Source organism: Dyella lipolytica (genome assembly GCF_030160075.1).
GTDB classification, from domain to species: domain Bacteria; phylum Pseudomonadota; class Gammaproteobacteria; order Xanthomonadales; family Rhodanobacteraceae; genus Dyella_B; species Dyella_B lipolytica.
In genome coordinates this window covers 2136063-2157925 of sequence record NZ_BSNQ01000003.1, presented here as the reverse complement: position 1 = coordinate 2157925, position 21863 = coordinate 2136063, and the positions used below count along the sequence as shown (strand labels likewise).

The following is a 21863-nucleotide window of genomic DNA, read 5'->3' as shown; positions in this document are numbered from 1 at the left end:
CAGGATGTTGCGCCTTCCTTCCACCTATCTCGCGCCTCCCATCTTGCTGTCTTGCGGGCTGACGTTGCTTACATACGATCTGCCCGGCAGCTACCTGGAAGGTGTACTGCTGCTGGCGATGACGGCGTTCGTCATCATGCTGGTGGATCTGCTGTTCGGCGCACGGCTTCCGACCTTCGCCCAGTTTCGTGCGCACGGTTATGTCGGCACGCGCGAAGCATTCGTCGCCTTGGCATTCGCCTGCGGAGTGATGTTTTTCTGTCTGCTTGATCTGACGCTGTATCCGATTCCGCTGATCGACAATCCGGCGTCTTACGCCAACATGGAAGGCGGGCACGAACATATCCGGCACATTTCCGACATGTGCTGGGCGCTTCCACCCATCGGTCTTCTCTGCGCGCGGAGCAAATGGCTGCGCAACCTTCTCATCGCTGCTGGGCTGATCTTTCCGGTGCTGGTCATTGATCGCAACAGGATCTTTGCGTCCCTGTTTTCATTCGCGCTGGTAGTGATGTTCCGCCGCGACGAGTCCAGGCCGTTGCCGTGGAAGACCGTCGGCTTTCTGGCGCTGACCGGTGGCGTGGTCTTCTCAGTACTGGGCATGTTGCGATCGGGCTCACTCGATACGGTCACGCTGCCATTCAGTGCGATGTATCGCGCGGCACCGCAAGGAGTGAAGTGGTTGTTGCTCTACGTCAGTGCAGGTCCTTACAACTTCGGAGCCATGCTGGCCAAGCACTACTCGAACGCGAGTTTTCTCATCAATCAGGTGGTTCCGATGGCGGGGTCCATCGCGACCGCCGGAACGGGCATTCCGCTGGATGCGCCGAATATCAACGTAGGCACGGAATTTTTTCCGTTTCTGATGGCGCTGGGGCCCGTCGGTGCGGTGGCTTCGATCCTCGCCTTGTACGCCATGCTGTGGTGGAGCGTGCGACGTCTTCGCTCACCGATTTCCGTGTTCTCGTGGTTGATATTCCTGCGCATGTCGTATGTCTGCGTCATGTCACCGTTCGCGCCGCAGGCCTTCACCTGGACCCATGGCGGTTTTATCGCACTGTGCCTGGTCATGCAGGTACTTGCAGCGTGGTTGCCGAATCGAAGAGCGCCGCCGATGGGCATGACGCACGCCGCAAAAGAAATCTCTCTCCCCACTTTCCAGTGAGTCCAAGACGATGGAACAGAATGAAATTTATCTGATCGACACGTGGCGGATACTGCTCCGCGAGTGGAAATGGTTCGTGACGATGCTGGTGCTGGTGCTGGTGTGCGTATTCGCATTCATGCGCGTCGCCAGGCCGCAATGGGAAGCGACCGCGTGGGTCCAGATCGGCCAGGTGGGTGCCGCACCACCGGGCCAGGATCCAAAGGCCGAACCGCTGGCGCGCGTGCTTGAGCGTTTGCAGCTGGTGCCCTTCCAGGACGACGTCGTGCAAAGCATCGGTCTTTTGCCCACCACGCGCGAGGCTCATCTCTATCGCAAGAGCCTGAAGCTCGATCCCCTGCCGTATGCGGGGCCGCTCGTCAAAATAACACTGCGCGCGTATTCGCCGAAGCAGGCCGTTCAGCTCGCCAACGCGACGGTGGACCAGCTAGAAGCGATCCATCAACGCATCGAGGCGACACCGCTGGCGCATGCACGTGCGCGTCTGGATGAGGTGCAGGCGGAACTGCAAGCCGCACTGGCCGATCGCGATCGGTTAGTGCAAGCCGCTACGTCCGGGAACAAGGATGACGCAGCAAGCAAGAGCGCACCGGGCCCGATGTTGGCGAGCGCGCTGCTGTCCAGCAAGAACGAGGAGATACACACCTTGCAACAGACCAAGAGCGATCTCGCTGACCGCTTGAGCGCCACCTACACCTACGACACCTCGCTGATGTGGCCCGCCTACGTGCCGGACCATCCGGCGTTTCCCAATCCTGTGTTGATGTGGGCCGTGGGCATGGTGCTGGGCTTGTTTTTGGGAACGCTGGCGGCGATTGCGCGCAACGCCTTGCGGCGCGCCGCCGCGACGCAGCCTGTGTGGGGTAAAAGCATTCAACCAAAAAAGCCCATTCCCGCACTCACGGATTAGAAAGCGTCAATCCCGACGCATGCCATCCGGTGGAACGGAGATCGAAGTGAGCAGGGCATACAAGCTTGAAACCGGAAGCAGGACGGTCGCGCTGGACGAGACGCAATTGCTCGATACGCAACGCGCCTTCGACAGCGTGGCGGCCGACTATGACGGTCCGCGTGGCAACAATGAACTGATCCAGCGCATGCGGCTCACGCTGTGGGATACGGTGGGCCATACCTTTCCCGCCGGTTCGCGCCTGCTTGATCTGGGTTGCGGCACCGGTATCGATGCGGCCGAGTTCGCACGCCGTGGTTATGACGTGGTCGCCACCGACTGGTCGCCGCAGATGGTCGAGCGTACGCGCGCACGCGCAAACGAGCACGGACTGACCGCGCGCGTGAAAGCCGTGCACGTTGGCGTCCATCAGCTGGATCGGCTCGACGATACGTTCGATGGCATCTATTCGAACTTCGGTCCGCTCAACTGCGCGCCCGATCTCGGCGCCGTCGCCGCCGAATGCGCGCGGTTGCTTCGGCCGGGCGGCACGCTGGTGTTTTCGGTGATCGGTCGAATCTGTCCGTGGGAGCTCGGTTATTACACGCTGAAAGGGCGCTTCAAGCGCGCGGCCGTTCGCGCCGCACGCGGCGCCACGGCGGTGGGCATGAATCGCCATACCATCTGGACGTATTACTACTTGCCGCGCGAGTTCTATCGCGCCTTCGCCAGTCACTTTTCGCTGGAGAGCTACCGCGCACTGAGCTTGTTCATGCCGCCGCCTTACCTGGTTGATGTGTACCGGCGCCACCGCGCCGGATACGAGCGTATGGGCCGGCTCGACGACCGCCTCGGCGCGCTGCCGTTGCTGCGCGACATGGGCGATCACTTCCTTATCGTGATGCGTCGGCGCTGAATCCGTGAACACGCCTCCGGCAAGAACGAACGCTACGCTATGCCACGCGGCCTCGGTCGCGCCCGGCGGCGTGACGCGAGCGCCGTTGCCGATACGAGCGGGACGCATTGGTTCGTCGAAGGCGGCGTGGGCCTACCAGCTCGATCTCCGCGATCACCTGATCTTTCCCGGCTTGATCAATGCGCACGATCATCTGCATGTCAACGCGGTCCCGCCGTTGACATCGGACGCGCCCTTTCCCAACAGCTATGCGTGGATTGCGGCGTTTCAATCGCATTTCGAGAAGGCCGCCGTCTCTGCTGCACTGCAGATACCTAAGGCGCTGCGGCTGCGGCATGGCGCATTGAAGAACCTGCTGGCAGGCACCACCTGCGTGGCACATCACGATCCCTGGCATCCCGCGCTCGATGCGCCGGACTTTCCGGTGGCGCTGCTACGCAACTACGGCTGGAGCTACGCGCTCGGGTGGCCGGGTTACGGCCCTCCCGTACAGCAAAGTTTTTCGGCGACGCCGGCCGAGTGGCCGTGGATGATTCACCTGGCCGAGGGCACCGATGCGACAGCGCAGGCGGAGCTGGCGCAGCTCGATATGCTCGGTTGCCTCTCGGCTAACAGCGTGCTGATCCATGGCGTGGGTTTGCGCGAGCAGGATATCGAGCGGGTCATCGCCAGCGCCGCCGCGGTGATCTGGTGTCCCGGCAGCAATCGCGCCTTGCTGGGCCGCTCGCTCGATCCGCGCCGTTTGTGTGCGGCTGGCCGGCTTGCGCTGGGCAGCGATTCGCGACTCAGCGGCGCGCGCGATCTGCTGGATGAATTGCGCGCTGTCATCGACACGTGCCAACTCAGCGCCGCGCAGTTGCTGGGCCTGGTTACGACGCAACCTGCGCATATCCTGCGTTTGCCTTCGCGTGGTGCGCTTGCGCCCGGCGCGCATGCGGACCTGGTGGTCGTCGAAGATCTCGGCGGCGATGCAGTGCGTAGCCTGGTAGGCATCGAGCGCCACCAGATCCGCGCGGTAGTGCGCGATGGTGTTCCCCAGATCGCCGATGCCGACTTCGCCGAATGGTTTGCGATGACGGGTGTGGAAGCGGTGCGGGTGAAACTGGACGGCAAACCCAAATTGCTCGCCAGCCATCTCGCCGAACCGGCCCTTATCGCACTCGAACCCGGACTGGAACGCGCCGCCGATGGGGATGTGCGTGAGTGCGATATGGCCATGGAGGCTCGGTACTACTGATGTCGAACACGCCGATTCTCACACCTGCGAAAGCCTATGCATTGTGGGCGCCCCACTATCCGGCGCGCGCGCACAATCCGCTGATGCAAGCCGAGGAGCGCGCGATGCTCGCGCTCATGCCGGAAGGATTGCACGGACAAAGCGTGCTCGATGCCGGCTGCGGCAGCGGTCGTTACATGCTTCATGCACTCCATCGCGGCGCTCATCGCGTGAAGGGTGTGGATCTCTCCGTGGATATGCTGCAACGCGCGGCACTGGAATTGCGCGAACACCACTTCGACGCCGATATCAGCCTGGTGCAGGGTTGTTTGACTGCGCTGCCGACGCCGGATGCCTGGGCGGATCTGACCATCTGCGGTCTGGTGATCGGGCATCTCGAGAATCTGGAACAGTCGCTATCCGAACTGTGTCGCGTCACGCGTCCCGGCGGCACAGTGCTGTGCAGCGATGTGCATCCGATCGGTCACGCGCTCGGATGGCTGCGCGATTTCAAGTCCGACGGGCAGCGCTACGCCGTGCAACACAAGGCGCACCGCTACAGCCATTGGCATGCGGCCTGCGCCAACGTCGGGTTGGACATCGAACAAGTGCTCGAACCCATGCTCGATCCGGAAGACATACCCGACGGCGCGAACTTCGATCGCATCGCGCTGGATGTTCCCGTGGCGCTGGTGTTCCAGTTGCGGCGGACGCCATGACTTTCCCTACCCTTGATATCCGCCCATGACGCGCCCGCATACGCTGCTGGTCAACCCGACTATCACCTCGCGCTCCAGCGCGCGGTTTCCGTTGTCCCTGCTGCATCTGTCGGCTGCGCTGGACCGAACGGGCAGTAGCGAGATCATCGACGGCAATGTCGATCGTGATTTCGTCGGCGACACGCTGCATGCGCTGCAGGAGCGCCGCTTCGACGCCGTGGGGATCAGCGTGATGGGCGGTCCGCAGATGGAGCCCGCCATCGAATTGTCGAAGGCGGTTCGCGAACATTTTCCCGCCATGCCGATCGTTTGGGGTGGTTACTTTCCCACGCTCTACACGGATACGGCGTTGGCTGCGCCTTATGTCGATTACGCCATTCGCGGGCAGGGCGAGGAGAGCTTTCCGGAACTGATGACGGCACTCAGCGATAAAAAGGAATCTTCGCTGGCGAAAATCGGCGGATTGTCGTGGAAGAACGGCGAGGAGGTGATCCACAACCCGAATCGCCGCTTTTCGCTGGCCGATCCCGGCACGGTGTTGCCATACGACAAGCTAGGCGATCCGCGTCGCTATCTCGCGCGCACCTTCCTCGGCCGACGCACCGCCGCGCATCAGGCCGCGGTGGGATGCCGCTTTCGCTGCACTTTCTGCGGCGTGGCCGCCATGTTCGGCGGCGCCACGGCGTTGCCGGCCGCCGTGCGTCTGGAGCGCGAACTCAGCTACCTCAAGTACGAATTGGGTGCCGATTCGATTCAATATTTCGACCACAACTTCTTCGACCGCGAAGAAGACATGGTGCCGCTGCTCGAAGTGATGGCCAAGCTCGAACTGCCATGGTGGTGCTACGCGCGTTCGGATGCGCTGCTGAATCTCTCGGAAAGCTCCTGGAAACTAGTGCGCAAGAGTCGGCTGCGAATGGCGTATATCGGTGCGGAATCGCCCAGCGGCCAGATGCTTAAGGACATTCGCAAAGGCACTCGGCCGGATCAGACCTTGCAGGTGGCCGAGCTGTGCCGGCGCAATGGCGTGATTCCCGAATTGTCGTTCATGGTCGGGCCACCGGAACACACGGAGGAAGAAACCGAGCAGACGTTCGAATTCATTCGCGAGTTGAAGCGCATCAATCCGCAGTCCGAGATCATCGTCTACGTCTACACGCCGTTGCCCGAGAGCAGCCGTCACGAGAAGGATCGGGGCAAACGCCCTTCGGCGCCGTTGCTCGATGTGCACGGCGAGCCGGTGGTCTTCCCGAAATCGCCGGAAGAATGGACGCAGCAGCGCTGGGTCGACTACGCCTGCCACGCGGACGCGCCATGGTTGACCGACAAATTGCGGCGCCGCATCCGTGACTTCGTGACCGTACTGCGTTGCCGCTATCCCACCGCGCAGGATCTGCGTTCGCCACGCTGGGCCAAGCGCACGCTCAGCGCCGCGGCATCGTGGCGCTACAGCTACCGCAAATACGATCGGCCGTGGGAGTTGGAGCTTGCCAATCGTCTAGTGAAACTGCGCATGCCGCAGGTTTCAGGTCTCTGACCGGATGTCGGCGCTGCACGTTGCGCAAATCAATTTTGTCCCGGTGCCGGTAGGCCTCGGCGCGACCGATATTTTCAGGCAATGGCCGTCGCTGGTCGATGTTGCCGAGGCCGTCGCCAGTTCAGGCACGCGCGTATCGGTGATTCAGGCCACGACGCGTCCCGTGCACGTGGTCCGCAACGGCATCGGCTATCACTTCAGCGACATTCGCGATGCGGATACGGTGGCGATTCGCGGTCGACGCTTCGCCAGTCTGATCGACGATATCAAGGCAGATGTGCTGCATGTGCACGGCCTCGATTTCGCCGAAGATGCGTTCGCCATCTCGCAATGCCTTCCTCATTTGCCGATCGTCTTCCAGGATCACGCCAACCGGCCACCGCACTGGTGGCGACGCGCACAGTGGCGGCGCTGGTACAAGGCTGCATCGGGCATGGTGTTCACCGCGCCGGAACTCGCATGGCCTTATACCCATGCGGGTTTGCTCGATCCCAGTGCGCAGGTGTTCGCGATTCCCGAATCCAGTTGCCGCTTCACGCGCGGCAGTCGCGCCCGCGCCCGCGCCGAGACCGGACTTTATGGCGATCCGTGCATCCTGTGGGTGGGACATTTGAATGCGGGCAAGGACCCGATGACCGTGCTCGACGGCGTTGCCAAGGCGGCGGCGAAACTGCCGGGCCTGAAACTGTGGTGTGTTTTCGGCAACGCGCCGCTGCTGCCGGCCGTACAACGACGCATCGACCGCGATCCGCACCTTTCCGGGCGAGTGCATCTCTTGGGAAGCGTCGCGCACCAGCGGGTGGAGTTGCTGATGCGTGCGGCAGATCTGTTCGTTTCGGGCAGTCGCAGCGAAAGCTGCGGTTATGCCTTGCTGGAAGCCATGGCGTGCGGCGTCACGCCGGTGGTCACAGACATCCCGTCGTTCCGTGCACTGGCCGGCGACGTCGGCCATCTGTGGCCATGCGGCGATGCAACGCGATTGGGCGAGGCATTGGTTCACGCGGCCACGCATCGCGCGTCGCCCGAATGCGTGCGAGCGCACTTCGATGCCACGCTGTCGTTTACCGCGGTAGGGCGCCAGTGGGCCGATGCCTATGCGCAAGTACTCGGCAGCCAGCCACGGAGTGTGCGATGAAGCTGGCGCTGGTCGTTCCAGGCGGGGTAGATCGCACCGGAGAATTCCGGGTAATACCCGTACTGCTGGCGTTGATCGAGCGGCTGGCACGCGTGCATGAAGTGCATGTCTTTGCCTTGCGGCAGGAAGCCGAGCCTGGCCGGTGGGAACTCGCCGGCGCCACCATTCACAACATCGGTGACGGATGGCCGCGTCTTCGCGCCATCAAAGCCATCCGCGCCGAACACCAACAAGTTCCCTTCGATCTCGTGCACGCGATCTTTTCGGGCTCCTGCAGCTTCGTCGCCGTGGCGGCGGCGAAGTCATTGCGATTGCCTAGCGTGGTGCACATTGCCGGCGGCGAGCTCGTCGCGCTGCACGAGATCGGCTATGGCGGGCGGCAGCGTTGGAAAGGGCGATTGCGCGAAGCGTTGGTGCTGCGCGCCGCCGATGCGATCACAGCGGCAAGCGTGCCGATTATCGATTCACTACGCGATCTCGGCTTGCATGCGGAGCGCATCTCGCTCGGCGTCGACCTCAAGCGGTGGCCGCCGATGTCGCCGCGCGGCCGCAACCATGCGCAGGCGCGTCTTATCCATGTCGCCAGTCTCAACCGCGTCAAAGATCAGCCGACGTTGCTCCGCGCGCTGGCTGCACTGATGAATGCAGGCGTGGCATTCCAGATGGATATCGTCGGTGTCGATACCTTGCAAGGTGAGACCGAGCGACTCGCCCAACAGCTTGGGCTGGCGTCGCACGTTCGTTTCCTCGGTTTCAAGACGCAACGCGAACTGCGGCCGATCATGGCATCGGCGGATCTGCTGGTGATGTCGTCGCTGCACGAAGCGGGGCCGCTCGTTTTGCTAGAAGCCGCCGTGCTGGGTGTGCCCACGGTCGGAACGGCGGTCGGGCATATCGCCGAATGGTCGCCGCAGGCCGCGTGCGCCGTTCCGGTGGGCGATTGGCAAGCATTGGCGCGTACCATCCAGCACGTGCTTGCGCACGAAGAGCTACGGCTTCATCTGGCGAGCGAAGCGCAGCGTCGCGCCATTGCCGAGGATGCGGACTACACCGCGGGCATGTTCGAAGCGCTTTATCGCCAGCTGCTGGCGGCCCGCTGCCACGACGGCTGGGACGTCGCGCGTTAAACAGCGAGCGTAGTCGACTCCAGCGCCGCGCGCACCACGTACAAGGTATCCATGCGCGGCACCGGGTTCGTCAGCCAGGTCAGGATGCGACGGCCGTGATTCAACGTGACCCAGCTTTGCCCCTGCAACCACACTTGCGTGCGCACCATGTCAGCGCGTTCCTTGACGGCTTCGTCGGTGGGTCTGATGCGGTTGCGGATGCAGTGGCCGGCTTCGCCGACCGAGCGCGACCATTCGATGCCCGGCAATGCATTGAGCCAAAGCGCGGAACACGAAACCTGTGTCAGCGTCTGGCGGCGCGAGACCATGCGTAGCGGAGCATGGCAATCCCGCTCGACACGCGCGAGTACCGAACGGGGAATCGCTCCACGGTAGTAACGTGCGACCAGGCGCAGGGGCGGCAACGCCCACCAGGGCGAATCGGTGGCGTGTTCATCCCATAGCGCCTCCCAATCGTTGGCGGTCATGCGCGTGGCCAGCAGGGAGATGTCGTTCAAGTGGATCAGGCGAAGGCTGCGGCCGCAGATATTGCCAGCGGCATGCAGCAGCAGGTGGCTCATCAATGCGCCCGAGGACGGGTAGGGATTCAACCCGGGGCGAGGTTTCCGTGGGTAAATGCGTGCGGTGATGTCGACGGTGGAGATCGGCAACCGTTCCTGGATGCGCGTATGCAGTTCGATATTGATCGGGGTATCGCGATGCTCGCCAAGGCCGGCAAACGCTTCGCCGGTCGATGGTTTGAATACCCGATGCTTCCATTGCACGAACGACTCGACGTAGCCGAGTTCTTCCAACAATGCGGCCGCCCGCTCCGTATCCACGTCGCGCACCAGCAAGTCGATATCGGCCATGGGACGATCGCCCGCCGCATAAAGCCCGATGGCGTGAAGCGCCGAACCCTTCAAGGGCACGATGGCCAGTCCGGCTTCGCGCGCTTCGGTGTCGATGCGCGCCAGCAGCGATGCGATGCGTTGGTAGCGAAGTTCCACGTGCTCGCGCTGTTCGGCGAGAAAATGCTTCCAGCCGGCGTTTTGCCAATAGGAGAACCGAGAAAGCAGCGGCGACACACCATGCGCGACCGCCGCGGCCGAGGCCAATCGCCATTCGAGATCGCTCCACGCGGGCGTCGTCGTGCCCGGCCGCGCAAGCGCCAACTCGTGAGCGAGCGCTTCGGTGGTGCGATATAAGCCGGCCTTAACGGTTTTGAGCGGAGGCAACATGGCGTGGCAGTCGAACGAGGGTTGAGGTTGTCGCGAGTGGCGGGGTCGCATGTTCGGTGCGATGCTGCTGTTCGATAGCGAGTAGCGCATTCCATTGCGCATCGAGGGTGGCGAGCGCTTCGCGGAGGCGTTCCGGTGGCTCGGCTTTCATCGATTGCTGGATGGTGATCTGCTCGTGCATCAGATCGCGCACGCGCCGGTAGAAGTCGGAATCGTAGGCACCGCGAAACATCATGGCGAGGTCGGCACTGTCCTGCCAATGCGTCTTTTCGCCCAGCTGGGCCTTCACCTGTTCGTAGAACTTGGTGCCCGGAAGCGGATAGGAAACACTGACGCCGATGTCATCCGGCGCCGCCGTCGTGATCAGCTCGCGCGTTGCCAGCAGATCGATGAGCTGCTCGCCCAGGTAGCCGAGCTGGATGAAGAAACCTACGCGTATGCCGTGTTTGCCCAATCGTTCGCGTGCGGCGATAAGTTCCGCGACCTTCGTGCCCTTGGTCATGGCATCCAGTACGCGTTGACTACCGCTTTCCGCGCCGATCCACGCTTCGGCACATCCCGCCTGTTTCAGTGCGGCAGCCATGCGCTCGCTGATCAGATCGGCGCGCGTCTGGATGGTGAAGGGTATCGAGCCATCGGCGGCATCTAGATGTTCGGCGAATTCCACGACCCAATCGACATGAAAGCCGAAGATATCGTCGGCCATCCAGATGCGATCGGGCTTGAACATCCGCTTCAGGTAGGTCATTTCCGCGGCCATATCCTGCGCGCTGCGTTGCTTGTAGTGGTTGCCCCAGATCGGCTTGGCGCACCAGTTGCAGCGGAAGGGGCAGCCGCGTGAGGCCGCCATATTGAGGCTGAAATAGCCGTGACGCGCGAGCCACATCGTGCGGTAGCGTTCGATGTCGACGAGATCCCAAGCGGGATGAATCGTCAGGCGCGGATCCGGCGGTTGCACGCCGATGCGCGTTACGTGCGTGCGCTCGCTCACCAGCGTGGCGACACCCGCGATGCCCGACGTCCAGGTCTCGGTATCGATGCCCGCATTCTGTTTCAACCGCTCGATCAATTCGACCAGCGCCGCGACGCCTTCGCCGATCAACACGGCATGCGCGCCGGCCGCAAGAAACGCGTCGGGCTGATCGGAGGCATCGGAGCCGGCAACAATGACGCGCGCGCCATAGGCGCGGGCTTCGGTGATCATCTGGCACGCAGCCTCGCGCATGCGCGCCAGGCACATCTTGGTCAGGAAATTGAAGTTGTCTTCATAGATGACGACGACGTCCGGTTGCGCGCCGTACAGCGATGCATCGTAGTCATCGACGCTATCGGCCAGCATCGCATCGAACAGCGTAATCTCGTGCCCCATCTCCCGCAGGAGTGCGGCGACATGCAAGGTGGCAAGGGGAGGGTAAGGCTTGCCGCGCTCCCACTGTTTCCGATCGTATGTCAGGAAGTAGGAGTGGGCTACCTGGATCTTAAGCATCTGAAAGGGGCCTCGATCGTTACCGCGGGATAAGCTGCAGAAGCGCGGGTGCCGGCGTGTCGGTGCCGTCGTTTGACGCTGCTTGGTCGTGAGTGCTCCGCTTTGGGCGTGTGGTTGCCTGACTTGGAAAAATAGTTGCGGCAGCAAGCGATTGCATCTCGCAGCCGCGCTATGGCGAGAGAAGGCCGCAACCTTTCAGGTGGTATGCGGTACTCACTGGCAAATCCGTCTGGATGGATCTAGTGCCGCGCTACCTAGGGCCGGACTCGAATCGGCTGACACCTTATGGCTTTGACTTCTAGCTCCGCCACGCGCGACGTCAGCGACGATCCTTTTCGCGAGCGATCGCGTTCACCCTTTTCCGCGCGCAAACAGATCCTGGGCGGAAGCTTTCTGTTCGAAAGCAACAGCGTTGCGTTGTTGCAGGTGGTCGATCAGGCCTATGGTCGTTTGCCACCGCACCGGATGCCGGTACCGGTGACGGAATTTCACATCGAATTGCGGCTAGTGATGCGCAACGCGTCGATGGCGAACGAGCCACCGCCCGTGCAGACGCAATCCGGTGCGGGCATGCTCTGCGGCATCATGGACGCGTGCAATTACACGATCCTGATGCCGGAACAGAACAAGGCGTTGGTGGTGGCGTCGGAAGACATGCTGCAGCGTCCTTACCATCTGCGTTACGAGCTGATCGAATTCGCGGTCTTCACGCTCGCATCGCGCGGGCTGGGCCTGGTTCCGCTGCATGGCGCATGCGTGGGAAGCAACGGACGTGGCGTGCTGTTGCTGGGTTCCAGCGGTTCAGGAAAATCCACGCTGGCCTTGCATAGCGTGCTGCATGGGCTGGACTTTCTCGCCGAAGATGCAGTGTTTGTGCAACCGGAAAGTCTGTTCGCCACCGGCGTGGCGAATTATCTGCATCTGCAAGCCGATGCCCTGCGCTTCGTCGAAGACGAAAGAATGCGCCGCTGGATCGGCGCATCGCCCGTCATCCGTCGTCGCAGCGGCGTGGAGAAATTCGAGGCCGACCTCCGGCAGGGATACGGTCGGCCAGCTGCTACACCGCTGGAAGTGGTCGGTGCAGTGTTCGTGTCCAGTCAGCCGGCCGACGAGGCGGGGGTGTTGTTGCGCGCTATCCCGGAACAAGACATCGCCGCCCGACTTGTCACCGACCAGCCGTATGCCGCAGGGCAACCGGGTTGGTCGCATTTCGAGAAGCAACTGAAGCGCACCGGCGTCTACCAACTGCGCCGTGGAAGTCATCCGCGTGCATCCGTCGATGCGTTGCTGCAATTGCTCGATGAATAACGCCAACGCTCGCAATGACGGTGCGGGTGCAACCCGCGCCCCCGAAGAACGCACTTACGGGCATGGCGATGTGCCATGCAACAGGAGAGGCGTTCTGCATCGAGCCGACATATCGATGAAGTCGCGGTCGTCCTGGCCAGGCGGCCGCGAGGGAGGTTAGCGATGCTTGGCAAAACGACCTTGCCGAACGATGTGCTGCGCGCGTTTGCGCGCACGCTAAAGAGCGTTGGCTTGACCGGCGTCATCATTTACGTGTTGCTGTCCTTGGGATCGGCCCTTGCCGGCAGTCTCGTGGCGGTGTTTCTGGTGCCGCTGGTACAACCGGGTCACACGCTCCCTCTGGGCGGCGGTCTGTTCGACGTACAGGGCGGCATCGACCTGCATTCAGCTGTATTTGCGGGTACCGCCATCGCATTTGCTCTGTTGCGCTGGCAGGCAGCACGGCTGGGTGCGCGCCTTGTCGGTCGCTACGGTATGAATCTGCGGTGCATGGTCCATGCACAATTGATCGATGCACCCTTGGCCTCGCTGGCCGATGCCACTTCGGCGGAAATCGCCAACGTTCTCACCCACAACATCGAAATCGTCACCCAGGGATTCAACGCGTTATTGCAGTTGCTGGTGGTCGGCGTGACCTCCATCGTGAGCGTTGGCTTTGCGCTCTGGGTATCGCCGCCGCTGGTCTTCGTGGCGCCGCTGCTGGCAGGTTTCGGGCTGATGGCTTCGCGCATCAGCAGTCGCGAGCAATCGCTCGTGAGTCGGCAATACGTGTCGGACTTGACGCGTTTGTTCTGGCACAGCGAGGACTTTCCTCGCCGCTTGCGCCATGTGCGTTCGTTCGAGAAAGAGGAGGCGGAGAAAGATGGTTACGGCGCCATTTCAGAACGCCTAGGCTATGGTTATCAGCGTCAGCTGGAGCTGATAGCCTCCGGGCGGCTGATGTTGGAACTGTTGGCGGCGGTGGGTATTGCCGCTGTTTTCATGCTTGCTTATCGCCTGCATGGTGTCGATCAGGCATCGCTCATCGCAGTGTGCCTCTTGCTTGGGCGTTTGTTGCCTTATCTGGTGTCGACGCGGCAAAGCTTCCAGCAGTTGCGCTCCGCGGTACCCGCATTCGAACTTTGGCGGCGATACATGTATCTGCAGCCGACGCGTTCATCTGCGGCACCGCCAGGTGCTGTTGCGTCCGGCGACGTGCTGTACGTAGAGCATATACGGCTGATGCCGCCGCTAGACGCGCTCGACATCGACGAACTCGTGCTGATGCCCGGCGAACTGACCCTGATTTCAGGCGATTCCGGCATCGGCAAGAGTAGCCTGGTCGATGTACTCGCAGGGATGGCAACGCCCAAGGAATTTTCCGCGCGCATCGATGGACAATCCATCGATTTCGACACGTACTGCCAACTCGTACGACGAGGCGCATACGTCAGCCAGAGTGTTCGACCCTGGCAGCGTTCGATCCGCGAATGCCTGCTGTGGGCTGCGCCCGGCGCCACGGACGAGATGCTGACGAGCGCGCTGGAGGATGTGGGGCTTGCCAAGCGATTGGCCGCATCACGCCGAGGCCTCGACTCCGCCATCGACAATGCGTCGAGCAAACTTTCCGGCGGCGAACTGCAACGTTTATTGCTGGCGCAAGTGATCCTCCGCCAACCGCGCGTGGCCCTGCTCGACGAAGCAACCAGCGCGCTGGATGTCGCCTCGGAAATCATGGTGCTTTCACAACTCAAACACCGCTTGCCGCACACGATCCTGATCGTGGTCTCGCATCGGCCCGATGTGATGGCGATTGCCGATCAGCGCCTCGTTATCGGAGAGGATCTCAGCGTGGTTGCAAGCGTGGCGTGAGCCGCGACACGTATGGGCATGGGCTCGCGACTTGCGCGTGTTTCAACGCAACTTTCCATGACGTAGCCGGTACTCACATAGGATTGAAGCTCAAGGCTCCATTGAGGTAGTGGACGACGTGCATACTGGAGAGCAATACCACACATTCATTCTGACCTCGCGGCGGGACCGGGTGGTGCGCAACAGGTTTCAGAAGATGGCGCTGGATCTGCTGCCCGAGGGAGCGGCGGTGCTCGATTTTGGTGCGGGTACCGGCATTGATGCAAAGGACTATGCCGCTAACGGACACCCGACTTTCGTGTATGAACCTTCAGGAGCGATGTGCGAGTACTTGGCGCAGTACTGTCGCGATGAAATCGCCCGCAAGTCCATTGTCACGGTGACGTCGCCTCTCGCTTGCAAGGTGCAGGCGGTTACGGCGAACTTTGCCGTGCTCAATCATTTCGCGGATCACACATTGCTTTTTGAAGAGCTGTCGCGCGTGGTTCATCGGGGCGGGTTTGTCCTGGCCAGTATGCTCAATCCTTATTATCTCGGGGATGCGCGGTACGGCTGGTGGCGGGCGAACGTCATGAATCTTGTGCGACGTGGTCACTACGCCATCCCCAGTGAAAGTCGCATCCATCGTTTTACACCACACGTCGTGGCGCGCGCCGCAGCACCGTATTTCCGGCTGGAACGTTTCATTCCGCGTGGTTTCGGATGGGCCACCGATCTATACATGTTTTTGCTATTTCGGCGGGTATGACATGTGGAAAGACTGGATAAGACCGTTCCTGCGTCCACTGCCGCAATGGTCTACGGTCGCCGTTGCTCCTCCGCAGCGGATGGTCATCGCGACCTTGCGCTGGGACGGTAAATCGGTAGATGTCACGGGGGACCATACCGTGGCTTCGCTCAAGCCACTCGTGATCGCGACCAGTCTTGATGCGGGCCAACGTCCCGTCTTGGAGTACATCGATAGCGCCACGGGAAAGCTTCTCGGCGCTTTGCATCTGGTGCGGACGGCGTCCATAGCTACCGAAGAGACGTCACTCACCCTCTACCATGTTGCAGCTGGCGAACACCGCTGCCTCGGTTGGCCGCGGCGCTCGTGGAATGCGTGGCTTCAGAACCGCCAGATGCTGAAAAATCGCTCGTCGCACCACTTCAATATGGAGACGGCTGGAGTACAGCAGCTTATGATCGCCTATCTGTGTCCGCGGCCGGTCGTTCTTGTCTCTGTCGGCGCACCAGGCCATCAAAATATCTTCCCGATGGATTTGATTGGCCCGCTGGGGCGAAGTGGACTTTTTTCGCTCGCGCTACGCAGCACTAACGTTTCCATGCCAGTCATGCGCGAAGTGCGCCGGGTTGCCCTGTCCAACATCCCTGCAGCGATGAAGGCGATCGTTTACAAGCTCAGCGAGCATCATAAGCATGCGCTCGGGGACTGGAATGCGCTTCCGTTTCCCGTTCGAAAGTCGCGAGAATTCGGCATTCCTGCCGTTGCCGCAGCGCTGCGCATTCAAGAGTTGAGCATCGTGCATAGTCAGGAGATCGGCTCGCACACGTTTTTCCTCTGCCGTATCGTTTCCAACGAAGATTTGGCGGAAGGCGCGCAACTGCATCACACGGCAGGCTTTCATCAAGCCTATCGCCGCCGGCAGGACATGCCGCTCGCGGAAGCCTAGCCCGCGCTAAGTCTGTCGTCTTTCGCTGGATTACGTTTTGTTACTTTATGAATTCAGTAACTCATTGAAATTAGCCGTAGACTTTCAATGGATTGCACGACGATTCGAATCCGTCTGGTCCACCCATTTCAAACCCGCATAGCTCACGGCCTTGCGGGTTTTTTGTAAGTAGTCGTAGGGGCACAATGACAGCTGCCACTCACACCCGATCCGGCTCAACGGAACATGTGTAGTGATCACATCGATACGAGACAATGCCGGATCGACCATCGGTATTTACGTTTTTAACGCACATCAGCGAGGCGCTCCTAATGGATCGTATTGATGCCATGAAAGTCTTCATCGCAGCGCTCGATGAAGGCAGCCTCGCGGGAGCCAGCCGTAAGACAGGCCGTTCGGCGGCTGCGGTGAGCAGGGCGGTTGCTTTTCTCGAGACACATGTGGGCGTGCCGCTGCTGCATCGGACCACGCGCTCCATCAAGCTGAGTGAAGCCGGCGAGCGGTACGCTGCGGCATGCAGGAAATTGCTCATGGATTTGGAGGAGGCGGATAGGAGCGCGGCAGGCGAGCGATCAGTGCCCCGTGGCACGCTGACCATTACCTCAACCGTGTTCTCTGGAGTGGAATTGCTCCGGCCGATCGTCGATGCCTTCATGGATCAATATCCGACGGTCAACGTTCGAATGCACATGTTGGAACGGCCGGTCAATCTGATCGATGAAGGTATGGATCTGGCGCTGCGCATTGTGCATCTGGCCGATTCCACGCTTGTCGCGCATCGCGTTGGAGATGTTCGGCGAGTCATCGTAGCGTCGCCACGTTATTTGGCAACGCACCCCCGTATTGAGGAACCCGCGGACCTAGCAAAGCATCAGATCATCGCCCTGGCGCATGGTGGACTGGACTCGTGGAGCTTTCCGCCGTTAGCGGGGTCGTCGGTCCCTCGCTCCGTTTCATTCACGCCGCGCTTGGTGATCAATAGCGTACGAGCTGTCGTGGAGTCGGCGGTCGAAGGTCATGGCGTGACGCGTCTGCTCTCCTATCACGTGGCTAAGGAGATCAAGCAAGGGTTGCTGCGTATCGTTCTTGCCGATGCCGAGCCTTCGCCCCTTCCCGTGCATATCGTGTCACCGCATGGTCGTCTCTTGGTGCCGAAGGTGCGTGCATTTGTCGACTTCGCACTTCCGCGGTTGCGTGCCCAGTTTGCGAGCCTGGCGAAGGAGGCTGAGGCGCCAGCCGACCCGCCGATTCCACCGCGGCGCGGAAGAATGTCTGCCGGGTAGCAGGGATTCGCTAATGCGTGGTGTGCGCCTAGATTTGGGGCGTCGGCGGTATTGATCCGACCGGGATCAAGCCGACCTCCCCCCTTTCATCTTCGAGTGGCACACATCATGAACATTCAACAGAAAGTCGCCGTCGTTACCGGTGCGTCGCAAGGCATTGGCGCAAGCCTGGTCAAGGCTTTTCGGGATAGCAATTACCGCGTGGTTGCAAACTCGCGTTCGATCAAACCATCGAGCGATCCCGACGTCATCGCCGTGCCGGGTGACATTTCGGAGCGCGCCGTGGCCCAGCGCATTGTGTCCGAGGCCATGTCCCGTTTCGGCCGTATCGACACACTGGTGAACAATGCCGGCATCTTTCTCGCCAAGCCTTTTACCGATTACACCCAGGAAGAGTACGCCCGCACGTTGGCAGTGAACCTCGACGGCTTCTTCCATATCACGCAGCTCGCTATACCGGAAATGGAGAAGCAGGGCAGTGGCCATATCGTCAATATCACGACGAGCCTCATCGATCATGCGATCGATGGTGTGCCGTCGGTGTTGGCATCGTTGACGAAGGGCGGGCTGAACGCCGCTACCAAGTCGCTGGCTATTGAATATGCCAAGCGCGGGATTCGCGTAAACGCCGTAGCGCCTGGCGTCATCAAGACGCCGATGCACGCGCCGGAAACGCATGCTGCTCTCGCCAGCCTGCATCCGGTGGGTCGTATGGGCGATATCTCAGACATCGTTGACGCCATTCTCTATCTCGATTCCGCAGGCTTCGTAACGGGCGAGATCCTCCACGTCGACGGCGGACAGAGCGCCGGACACTGACGAATCATGGGGTGGGCACATCGCCCGCCCTTCGCTAACCAGGAGAACGAACATGCCTATCGTCACTATCCAGATTACCCGCGAAGGTTCCGGCCCGGGCCGCAAGGCAGCCACGGCAGAAGAGAAAGCGGCGCTTATCAAAGGGAGTAGTCAGTTATTGCTGGATGTTCTGAACAAGCCACTCGATGCCACGTTCGTGGTGATTGAAGAGGTCGAGATGGAAAACTTCGGATGGGGTGGATTGCCCGTCGCCGAACGTCGAAAAAAGCAGGAAGTCAGCAGCAAGTGATGCTGGTGAGGTGCGGATTTGCCTCTTGGTCCTTGTCGGTCCATGGGCAATCCGCATCGTTCGGTTGCCGCAACGGTGCTGAAGTCAACCGGTGGGCCCGATTCCGCGCGAAGGCGGCTTTTCTTGTGAGCTTTCCGCCGCGGCATGGCGCTTGGTGCGGATAAAGTCGACCAGCAGCGGAAGCAGCGACAGCAGCGCCAGCACACCCAATGGCCACATGATGCTGGGATCGAAGAACAGATCCGCGCCGAGTCGGTGCCCGTGGCTCAAGGCTTGGCTCAATCCGGCGCCCACCGAGGTCTCGAACGCCAGCATCAGCGTACCGCCTAGCCAGGTGGCGCCCAGGAACAACCACAGCGGACAACGCAGCCATGCAAGCGCGACCGTCAGCAAGCCGAATGGAGCGACAGGTACCAACCGCAAAAACAGCGTGTAGCTCACCGGATGGCGTTCAAAGCCGTGGTGCAGTTTTTCCGCAATCGCCGGCGGATGTTTGCTGCCTTCGCCGAAGGCATAGCGACTGGCGAGAAACAGAATCAACGAGCCCAGCGTAAGCCCGATCGAGGAATACATGGTGCCTTCAACGATACCGAAGGCAAACCCCCCTGCCAGAATCAATACGATGGTCAGAGGAATGCCGGTACATGTCGCGAGTGTCAGCAGGCCGATATAAACGAGACGGCTCAGCCAAGGATCCGCATTGATGCGCGCATGGATTTGCTGCTGATGCGCGACCAGATGCCCTGGATGGAAACGGTCGAAGATACCGGAGCTAACCAGCACGATTCCCGCAACGATCAGCAGGATCAGCGGCAGTGAGGCGCGGAGGCGGTTCAATAGCTCTCCCCCGTTGCGCCATATTCGGCCAGTACGCTGCGTGCCTGATTGCGGAGAATGTCGCGTCGTACGGCAATGCCACGGCGTTCCAGTTCACCGACCCAGTCGGCGGGAAGCGGGCCTTCGTCGAACTCGGTGAGTTCTTCCACGTCTTCGGCGCGGGCGCCGATCAGTAGCGTATCGACGCCGGCCCAGACCGTGGCGCCATAGCACTGGCAGCAAGGTTGTGAGCTGGTGGCGAGAGTGTAGTGGCCACCCTGTTCATTCAGACGGTAGCTGGCCAGACGTTGCTGTGCCGCCATGTAGGCGAGCATTTCCGCATGGGCCACAGAGCAGGTTTGCGGCACGACCCGATTGGCTGCAGCGGCGATCAGCCGGCCATGCTCGTCGAACACCGCGGCGCCAAACGGGCCGCCGCTGCCGTGCTGGATATTGCGCCGTGACAGCTCGATCGCCAGCTCCATGCGCTCCTCGTCGGTGAGATAACGCCGGCTAGCGTCGGCAACCTCTTCGATCCAGGGCGGCAGGGTGAGGTGGATCTGCAGCGGCAGCATCATGCTCAGGCTGCCTGCTTGGCCCAGGTGTCGCGCAAAGTCACGGTGCGGTTGAACACGGGTGCCTCGGCGCGATGGTCCACACGATCGGCTACGAAATAGCCCAGCCGTTCGAACTGGTAGCGCTGCTCCGGCGCGGCATCGGCGGCGGCGGGCTCCAGCCAGCCGCGCACGACGCGCTTGGCGTCGGGATTGATGTGCTCGAGCCAGGTTTTGCCGTCGCTTTCGTCGTCCGGTGTGGGCACGTTGAACAGGCGATCGTAGAGGCGAATTTCGGCGGCAACGCCATGCTGCGCGCTGACCCAGTGGATCGTGCCCTTCACTTTGCGGTCGGCGCCTGGCATGCCCGAGCGCGATTCGGGATCGAGTGTGCAATGCAGCTCGATCACGCCACCGTTGACGTCCTTGATCACCTGCTCGCACTTGACGATGCCGACGCCGCGCAGGCGCACTTCGCCATCGGGCTTCAGGCGATGGAAACCCTTGGGTGGCACTTCGGCGAAATCCTCGCGCTCGATCCACAGTTCGCGTGAGAACGGTACGTGGCGAGTGCCGAAGCTTTCGTCCTTGGGGTGATTGGGAAAGGTCAGTGTTTCTTCGTGACCCTCGGGCAGATTGGTGATCACCAGCTTCAATGGATCGACCACCGCCATGCGGCGGGCAGCGCTGGTGTCGAGGTCTTCGCGGATGCAGTTTTCGAAGATCGCGTAGTCGATCACGCTGTTCTGCTTGCTTACACCTAGCCGTTCGATCAGCAGGCGGATGCCGCCCGGCGTAAAGCCGCGACGACGCAGGCCGCGCAGCGTGTTCATGCGCGGATCGTCCCAACCTCCGACCAGTCCTTCGCTCACCAGTTGCGCGAGCTTGCGCTTGCTAGTGATGGAGTAGGTGAGGTTGAGACGCGAAAACTCGATCTGTCGCGGCTTGGCCGGCTCGGTACGGAAGCCGTTGTCACGCATGTGCTGCCACAGTTCCGGATGGTTGGGCAGATCCACGTTGTCCACGAACCAGTCGTAGAGCGGGCGGTGATCCTCGAACTCCAGTGTGCACAACGAATGAGTGATGCCTTCCAGCGCGTCGGAGAGGCAGTGCGCGTAGTCGTACATCGGATAGATAGGCCACACATCGCCGGTGTTCTGGTGCGTGACTTTGCGGATGCGGTAGATCGCCGGATCGCGCATGTTGATGTTGCCCGAGGTCATATCGATCTTCGCGCGCAGCGTCTTGCTGCCATCGGCGAACTCGCCCGCGCGCATGCGGCGGAACAGGTCCAGGTTCTCCGTCACGCTGCGTTCGCGGGACGGCGAGTTGCGACCCGGTTCGGTGAGCGTACCGCGATAAGCTCGCATCTCATCGGCGGTCAGATCGTCCACGTAGGCGTGTCCGTCCTCGATCAGCTTGATCGCGGCACGGTAGAACACCTCGAAATAGTCGGACGCGTGGCGCAAGTCATGCCACTCGTAGCCCAGCCAGCGGACGTCGTCCTTGATGCCCTCGACGAACTCGGGGTCTTCCTTGCCGGGGTTGGTATCGTCCAGGCGCAGGTTGCACCAGCCGCTGAATTCCCGTGCGATGCCGAAGTTCAGGCAGATCGCCTTGGCGTGCCCGATATGCAGGTAACCGTTGGGTTCCGGCGGGAAGCGCGTGCAGATCGCGTGGTGCTTGCCTCGCGTTAGGTCCTCGCGAACGATCTGGCGGATGAAATCGCGCGGCGCATCGGTCTCGGGGGTTACGGCAGGCTTGGCGGCGACGGATTCGGTGGACATCGGGTCAGGATTCGCACGAGGGTGGCGGGAACCACCAAGTTTAACCGCTTGAAGGATTTACGACACCGCGGGT

General features: G+C 61.4%; 20 protein-coding genes. 15 read left to right on the top strand and 5 right to left on the bottom strand.

The window, feature by feature from the left end; all coding sequences use genetic code 11:
• The first annotated feature begins 4 nt into the window (after window positions 1-4).
• From QQL64_RS11090 to QQL64_RS11055, 8 genes are all read left to right on the top strand, one after another.
• Entirely contained in the window at window positions 5-1165 is a 1161-nt protein-coding gene (locus tag QQL64_RS11090; protein ID WP_284399298.1) for a hypothetical protein, read from the top strand.
• Between the two features lie 10 nt (window positions 1166-1175).
• Window positions 1176-2075, top strand: coding sequence for a Wzz/FepE/Etk N-terminal domain-containing protein (locus QQL64_RS11085; RefSeq protein ID WP_284399295.1), 900 nt, complete (start codon window positions 1176-1178; stop codon window positions 2073-2075).
• Window positions 2076-2166: 91 nt separating this feature from the next.
• Window positions 2167-2970, top strand: coding sequence for a class I SAM-dependent methyltransferase (locus QQL64_RS11080; protein ID WP_284399762.1), 804 nt, complete (start codon window positions 2167-2169; stop codon window positions 2968-2970).
• Window positions 2971-2974: 4 nt separating this feature from the next.
• Window positions 2975-4207, top strand: a complete 1233-nt coding sequence (locus QQL64_RS11075) for an amidohydrolase family protein (RefSeq protein ID WP_284399292.1) — start codon at window positions 2975-2977, stop codon at window positions 4205-4207.
• Complete coding sequence (locus QQL64_RS11070) at window positions 4207-4905, top strand: class I SAM-dependent methyltransferase (RefSeq protein ID WP_284399287.1); 699 nt, start codon at window positions 4207-4209, stop codon at window positions 4903-4905. Before QQL64_RS11075 ends, QQL64_RS11070 begins: the two co-directional genes overlap by 1 nt.
• A gap of 25 nt (window positions 4906-4930) precedes the next feature.
• A complete protein-coding gene (locus QQL64_RS11065) occupies window positions 4931-6442 on the top strand; it encodes a B12-binding domain-containing radical SAM protein (protein ID WP_284399284.1) in 1512 nt (503 codons plus the stop codon).
• Between the two features lie 4 nt (window positions 6443-6446).
• On the top strand, window positions 6447-7577 hold the full coding sequence (locus QQL64_RS11060; protein WP_284399282.1) for a glycosyltransferase family 4 protein: 1131 nt from the start codon (window positions 6447-6449) through the stop codon (window positions 7575-7577).
• The gene (locus QQL64_RS11055) at window positions 7574-8704 is read left to right on the top strand and encodes a glycosyltransferase family 4 protein (RefSeq protein ID WP_284399279.1); all 1131 of its coding nucleotides are present in this window, start codon (window positions 7574-7576) and stop codon (window positions 8702-8704) included. The genes QQL64_RS11060 and QQL64_RS11055 overlap by 4 nt, the downstream gene beginning before the upstream one ends.
• Here QQL64_RS11055 and QQL64_RS11050 read toward each other — a convergent pair.
• Both QQL64_RS11050 and QQL64_RS11045 read right to left on the bottom strand, forming a co-directional pair.
• A complete protein-coding gene (locus QQL64_RS11050; protein ID WP_284399276.1) occupies window positions 8701-9924 on the bottom strand; it encodes a nucleotidyltransferase family protein in 1224 nt (407 codons plus the stop codon). The two genes, QQL64_RS11055 and QQL64_RS11050, sit on opposite strands and share 4 nt — an antisense overlap.
• The gene (locus QQL64_RS11045) at window positions 9899-11410 is read right to left on the bottom strand and encodes a B12-binding domain-containing radical SAM protein (RefSeq protein ID WP_284399273.1); all 1512 of its coding nucleotides are present in this window, start codon (window positions 11408-11410) and stop codon (window positions 9899-9901) included. The genes QQL64_RS11050 and QQL64_RS11045 overlap by 26 nt, the downstream gene beginning before the upstream one ends.
• Window positions 11411-11695: 285 nt before the next feature.
• Here QQL64_RS11045 and QQL64_RS11040 point away from each other — a divergent pair, with 285 nt between their 5' ends.
• From QQL64_RS11040 to QQL64_RS11010, 7 genes are all read left to right on the top strand, one after another.
• Window positions 11696-12718: a phosphoenolpyruvate carboxykinase (ATP) gene (locus QQL64_RS11040; RefSeq protein ID WP_284399271.1), complete on the top strand. Its 1023-nt coding sequence runs from the start codon at window positions 11696-11698 to the stop codon at window positions 12716-12718.
• Window positions 12719-12880: 162 nt separating this feature from the next.
• On the top strand, window positions 12881-14569 hold the full coding sequence (locus QQL64_RS11035) for an ATP-binding cassette domain-containing protein (RefSeq protein ID WP_284399269.1): 1689 nt from the start codon (window positions 12881-12883) through the stop codon (window positions 14567-14569).
• A 109-nt stretch (window positions 14570-14678) separates the two neighbouring features.
• Window positions 14679-15317 carry a class I SAM-dependent methyltransferase gene (locus QQL64_RS11030; protein WP_284399266.1) on the top strand — a complete coding sequence of 213 codons (639 nt, stop codon included), beginning with the start codon at window positions 14679-14681 and terminating at the stop codon, window positions 15315-15317.
• Between the two features lies 1 nt (window position 15318).
• Window positions 15319-16242 carry a flavin reductase gene (locus QQL64_RS11025; protein ID WP_284399263.1) on the top strand — a complete coding sequence of 308 codons (924 nt, stop codon included), beginning with the start codon at window positions 15319-15321 and terminating at the stop codon, window positions 16240-16242.
• A gap of 311 nt (window positions 16243-16553) precedes the next feature.
• Window positions 16554-17525, top strand: coding sequence for a LysR family transcriptional regulator (locus tag QQL64_RS11020; protein ID WP_284399260.1), 972 nt, complete (start codon window positions 16554-16556; stop codon window positions 17523-17525).
• A gap of 108 nt (window positions 17526-17633) precedes the next feature.
• Complete coding sequence (locus QQL64_RS11015; RefSeq protein ID WP_284399258.1) at window positions 17634-18344, top strand: SDR family NAD(P)-dependent oxidoreductase; 711 nt, start codon at window positions 17634-17636, stop codon at window positions 18342-18344.
• Between the two features lie 52 nt (window positions 18345-18396).
• Window positions 18397-18633 carry a tautomerase family protein gene (locus QQL64_RS11010; protein WP_284399256.1) on the top strand — a complete coding sequence of 79 codons (237 nt, stop codon included), beginning with the start codon at window positions 18397-18399 and terminating at the stop codon, window positions 18631-18633.
• A gap of 84 nt (window positions 18634-18717) precedes the next feature.
• Here QQL64_RS11010 and QQL64_RS11005 read toward each other — a convergent pair whose 3' ends face one another.
• The 3 genes from QQL64_RS11005 to QQL64_RS10995 are packed head-to-tail and all read right to left on the bottom strand — an operon-like array spanning window position 18718 to window position 21790.
• Window positions 18718-19470, bottom strand: coding sequence for a TVP38/TMEM64 family protein (locus tag QQL64_RS11005; protein WP_284399254.1), 753 nt, complete (start codon window positions 19468-19470; stop codon window positions 18718-18720).
• Window positions 19467-20024 (bottom strand): nucleoside deaminase, encoded by a 558-nt coding sequence (locus QQL64_RS11000; RefSeq protein WP_284399759.1) that lies wholly within the window; start codon window positions 20022-20024, stop codon window positions 19467-19469. Before QQL64_RS11000 ends, QQL64_RS11005 begins: the two co-directional genes overlap by 4 nt.
• A 5-nt stretch (window positions 20025-20029) precedes the next feature.
• Window positions 20030-21790, bottom strand: a complete 1761-nt coding sequence (locus tag QQL64_RS10995; protein WP_284399252.1) for a glutamine--tRNA ligase/YqeY domain fusion protein — start codon at window positions 21788-21790, stop codon at window positions 20030-20032.
• Window positions 21791-21863: the final 73 nt, after the last annotated feature.

Excerpts from the sequence above, each read along its gene's own strand:
- QQL64_RS11015 (WP_284399258.1), top strand. The coding sequence starts at position 17,634 with ATGAACATTCAACAGAAAGTCGCCGTCGTTACCGGTGCGTCGCAAGGC.
- QQL64_RS11010 (WP_284399256.1), top strand. The coding sequence starts at position 18,397 with ATGCCTATCGTCACTATCCAGATTACCCGCGAAGGTTCCGGCCCGGGC.
- QQL64_RS11050 (WP_284399276.1), bottom strand. The coding sequence starts at position 9,924 with ATGTTGCCTCCGCTCAAAACCGTTAAGGCCGGCTTATATCGCACCACC.
- QQL64_RS11085 (WP_284399295.1), top strand. The coding sequence starts at position 1,176 with ATGGAACAGAATGAAATTTATCTGATCGACACGTGGCGGATACTGCTC.
- QQL64_RS10995 (WP_284399252.1), bottom strand. The coding sequence starts at position 21,790 with ATGTCCACCGAATCCGTCGCCGCCAAGCCTGCCGTAACCCCCGAGACC.
- QQL64_RS11020 (WP_284399260.1), top strand. The coding sequence starts at position 16,554 with ATGGATCGTATTGATGCCATGAAAGTCTTCATCGCAGCGCTCGATGAA.
- QQL64_RS11025 (WP_284399263.1), top strand. The coding sequence starts at position 15,319 with ATGTGGAAAGACTGGATAAGACCGTTCCTGCGTCCACTGCCGCAATGG.
- QQL64_RS11070 (WP_284399287.1), top strand. The coding sequence starts at position 4,207 with ATGTCGAACACGCCGATTCTCACACCTGCGAAAGCCTATGCATTGTGG.
- QQL64_RS11045 (WP_284399273.1), bottom strand. The coding sequence starts at position 11,410 with ATGCTTAAGATCCAGGTAGCCCACTCCTACTTCCTGACATACGATCGG.
- QQL64_RS11055 (WP_284399279.1), top strand. The coding sequence starts at position 7,574 with ATGAAGCTGGCGCTGGTCGTTCCAGGCGGGGTAGATCGCACCGGAGAA.
- QQL64_RS11065 (WP_284399284.1), top strand. The coding sequence starts at position 4,931 with ATGACGCGCCCGCATACGCTGCTGGTCAACCCGACTATCACCTCGCGC.
- QQL64_RS11035 (WP_284399269.1), top strand. The coding sequence starts at position 12,881 with ATGCTTGGCAAAACGACCTTGCCGAACGATGTGCTGCGCGCGTTTGCG.
- QQL64_RS11060 (WP_284399282.1), top strand. The coding sequence starts at position 6,447 with ATGTCGGCGCTGCACGTTGCGCAAATCAATTTTGTCCCGGTGCCGGTA.
- QQL64_RS11090 (WP_284399298.1), top strand. The coding sequence starts at position 5 with ATGTTGCGCCTTCCTTCCACCTATCTCGCGCCTCCCATCTTGCTGTCT.
- QQL64_RS11040 (WP_284399271.1), top strand. The coding sequence starts at position 11,696 with ATGGCTTTGACTTCTAGCTCCGCCACGCGCGACGTCAGCGACGATCCT.
- QQL64_RS11000 (WP_284399759.1), bottom strand. The coding sequence starts at position 20,024 with ATGCTGCCGCTGCAGATCCACCTCACCCTGCCGCCCTGGATCGAAGAG.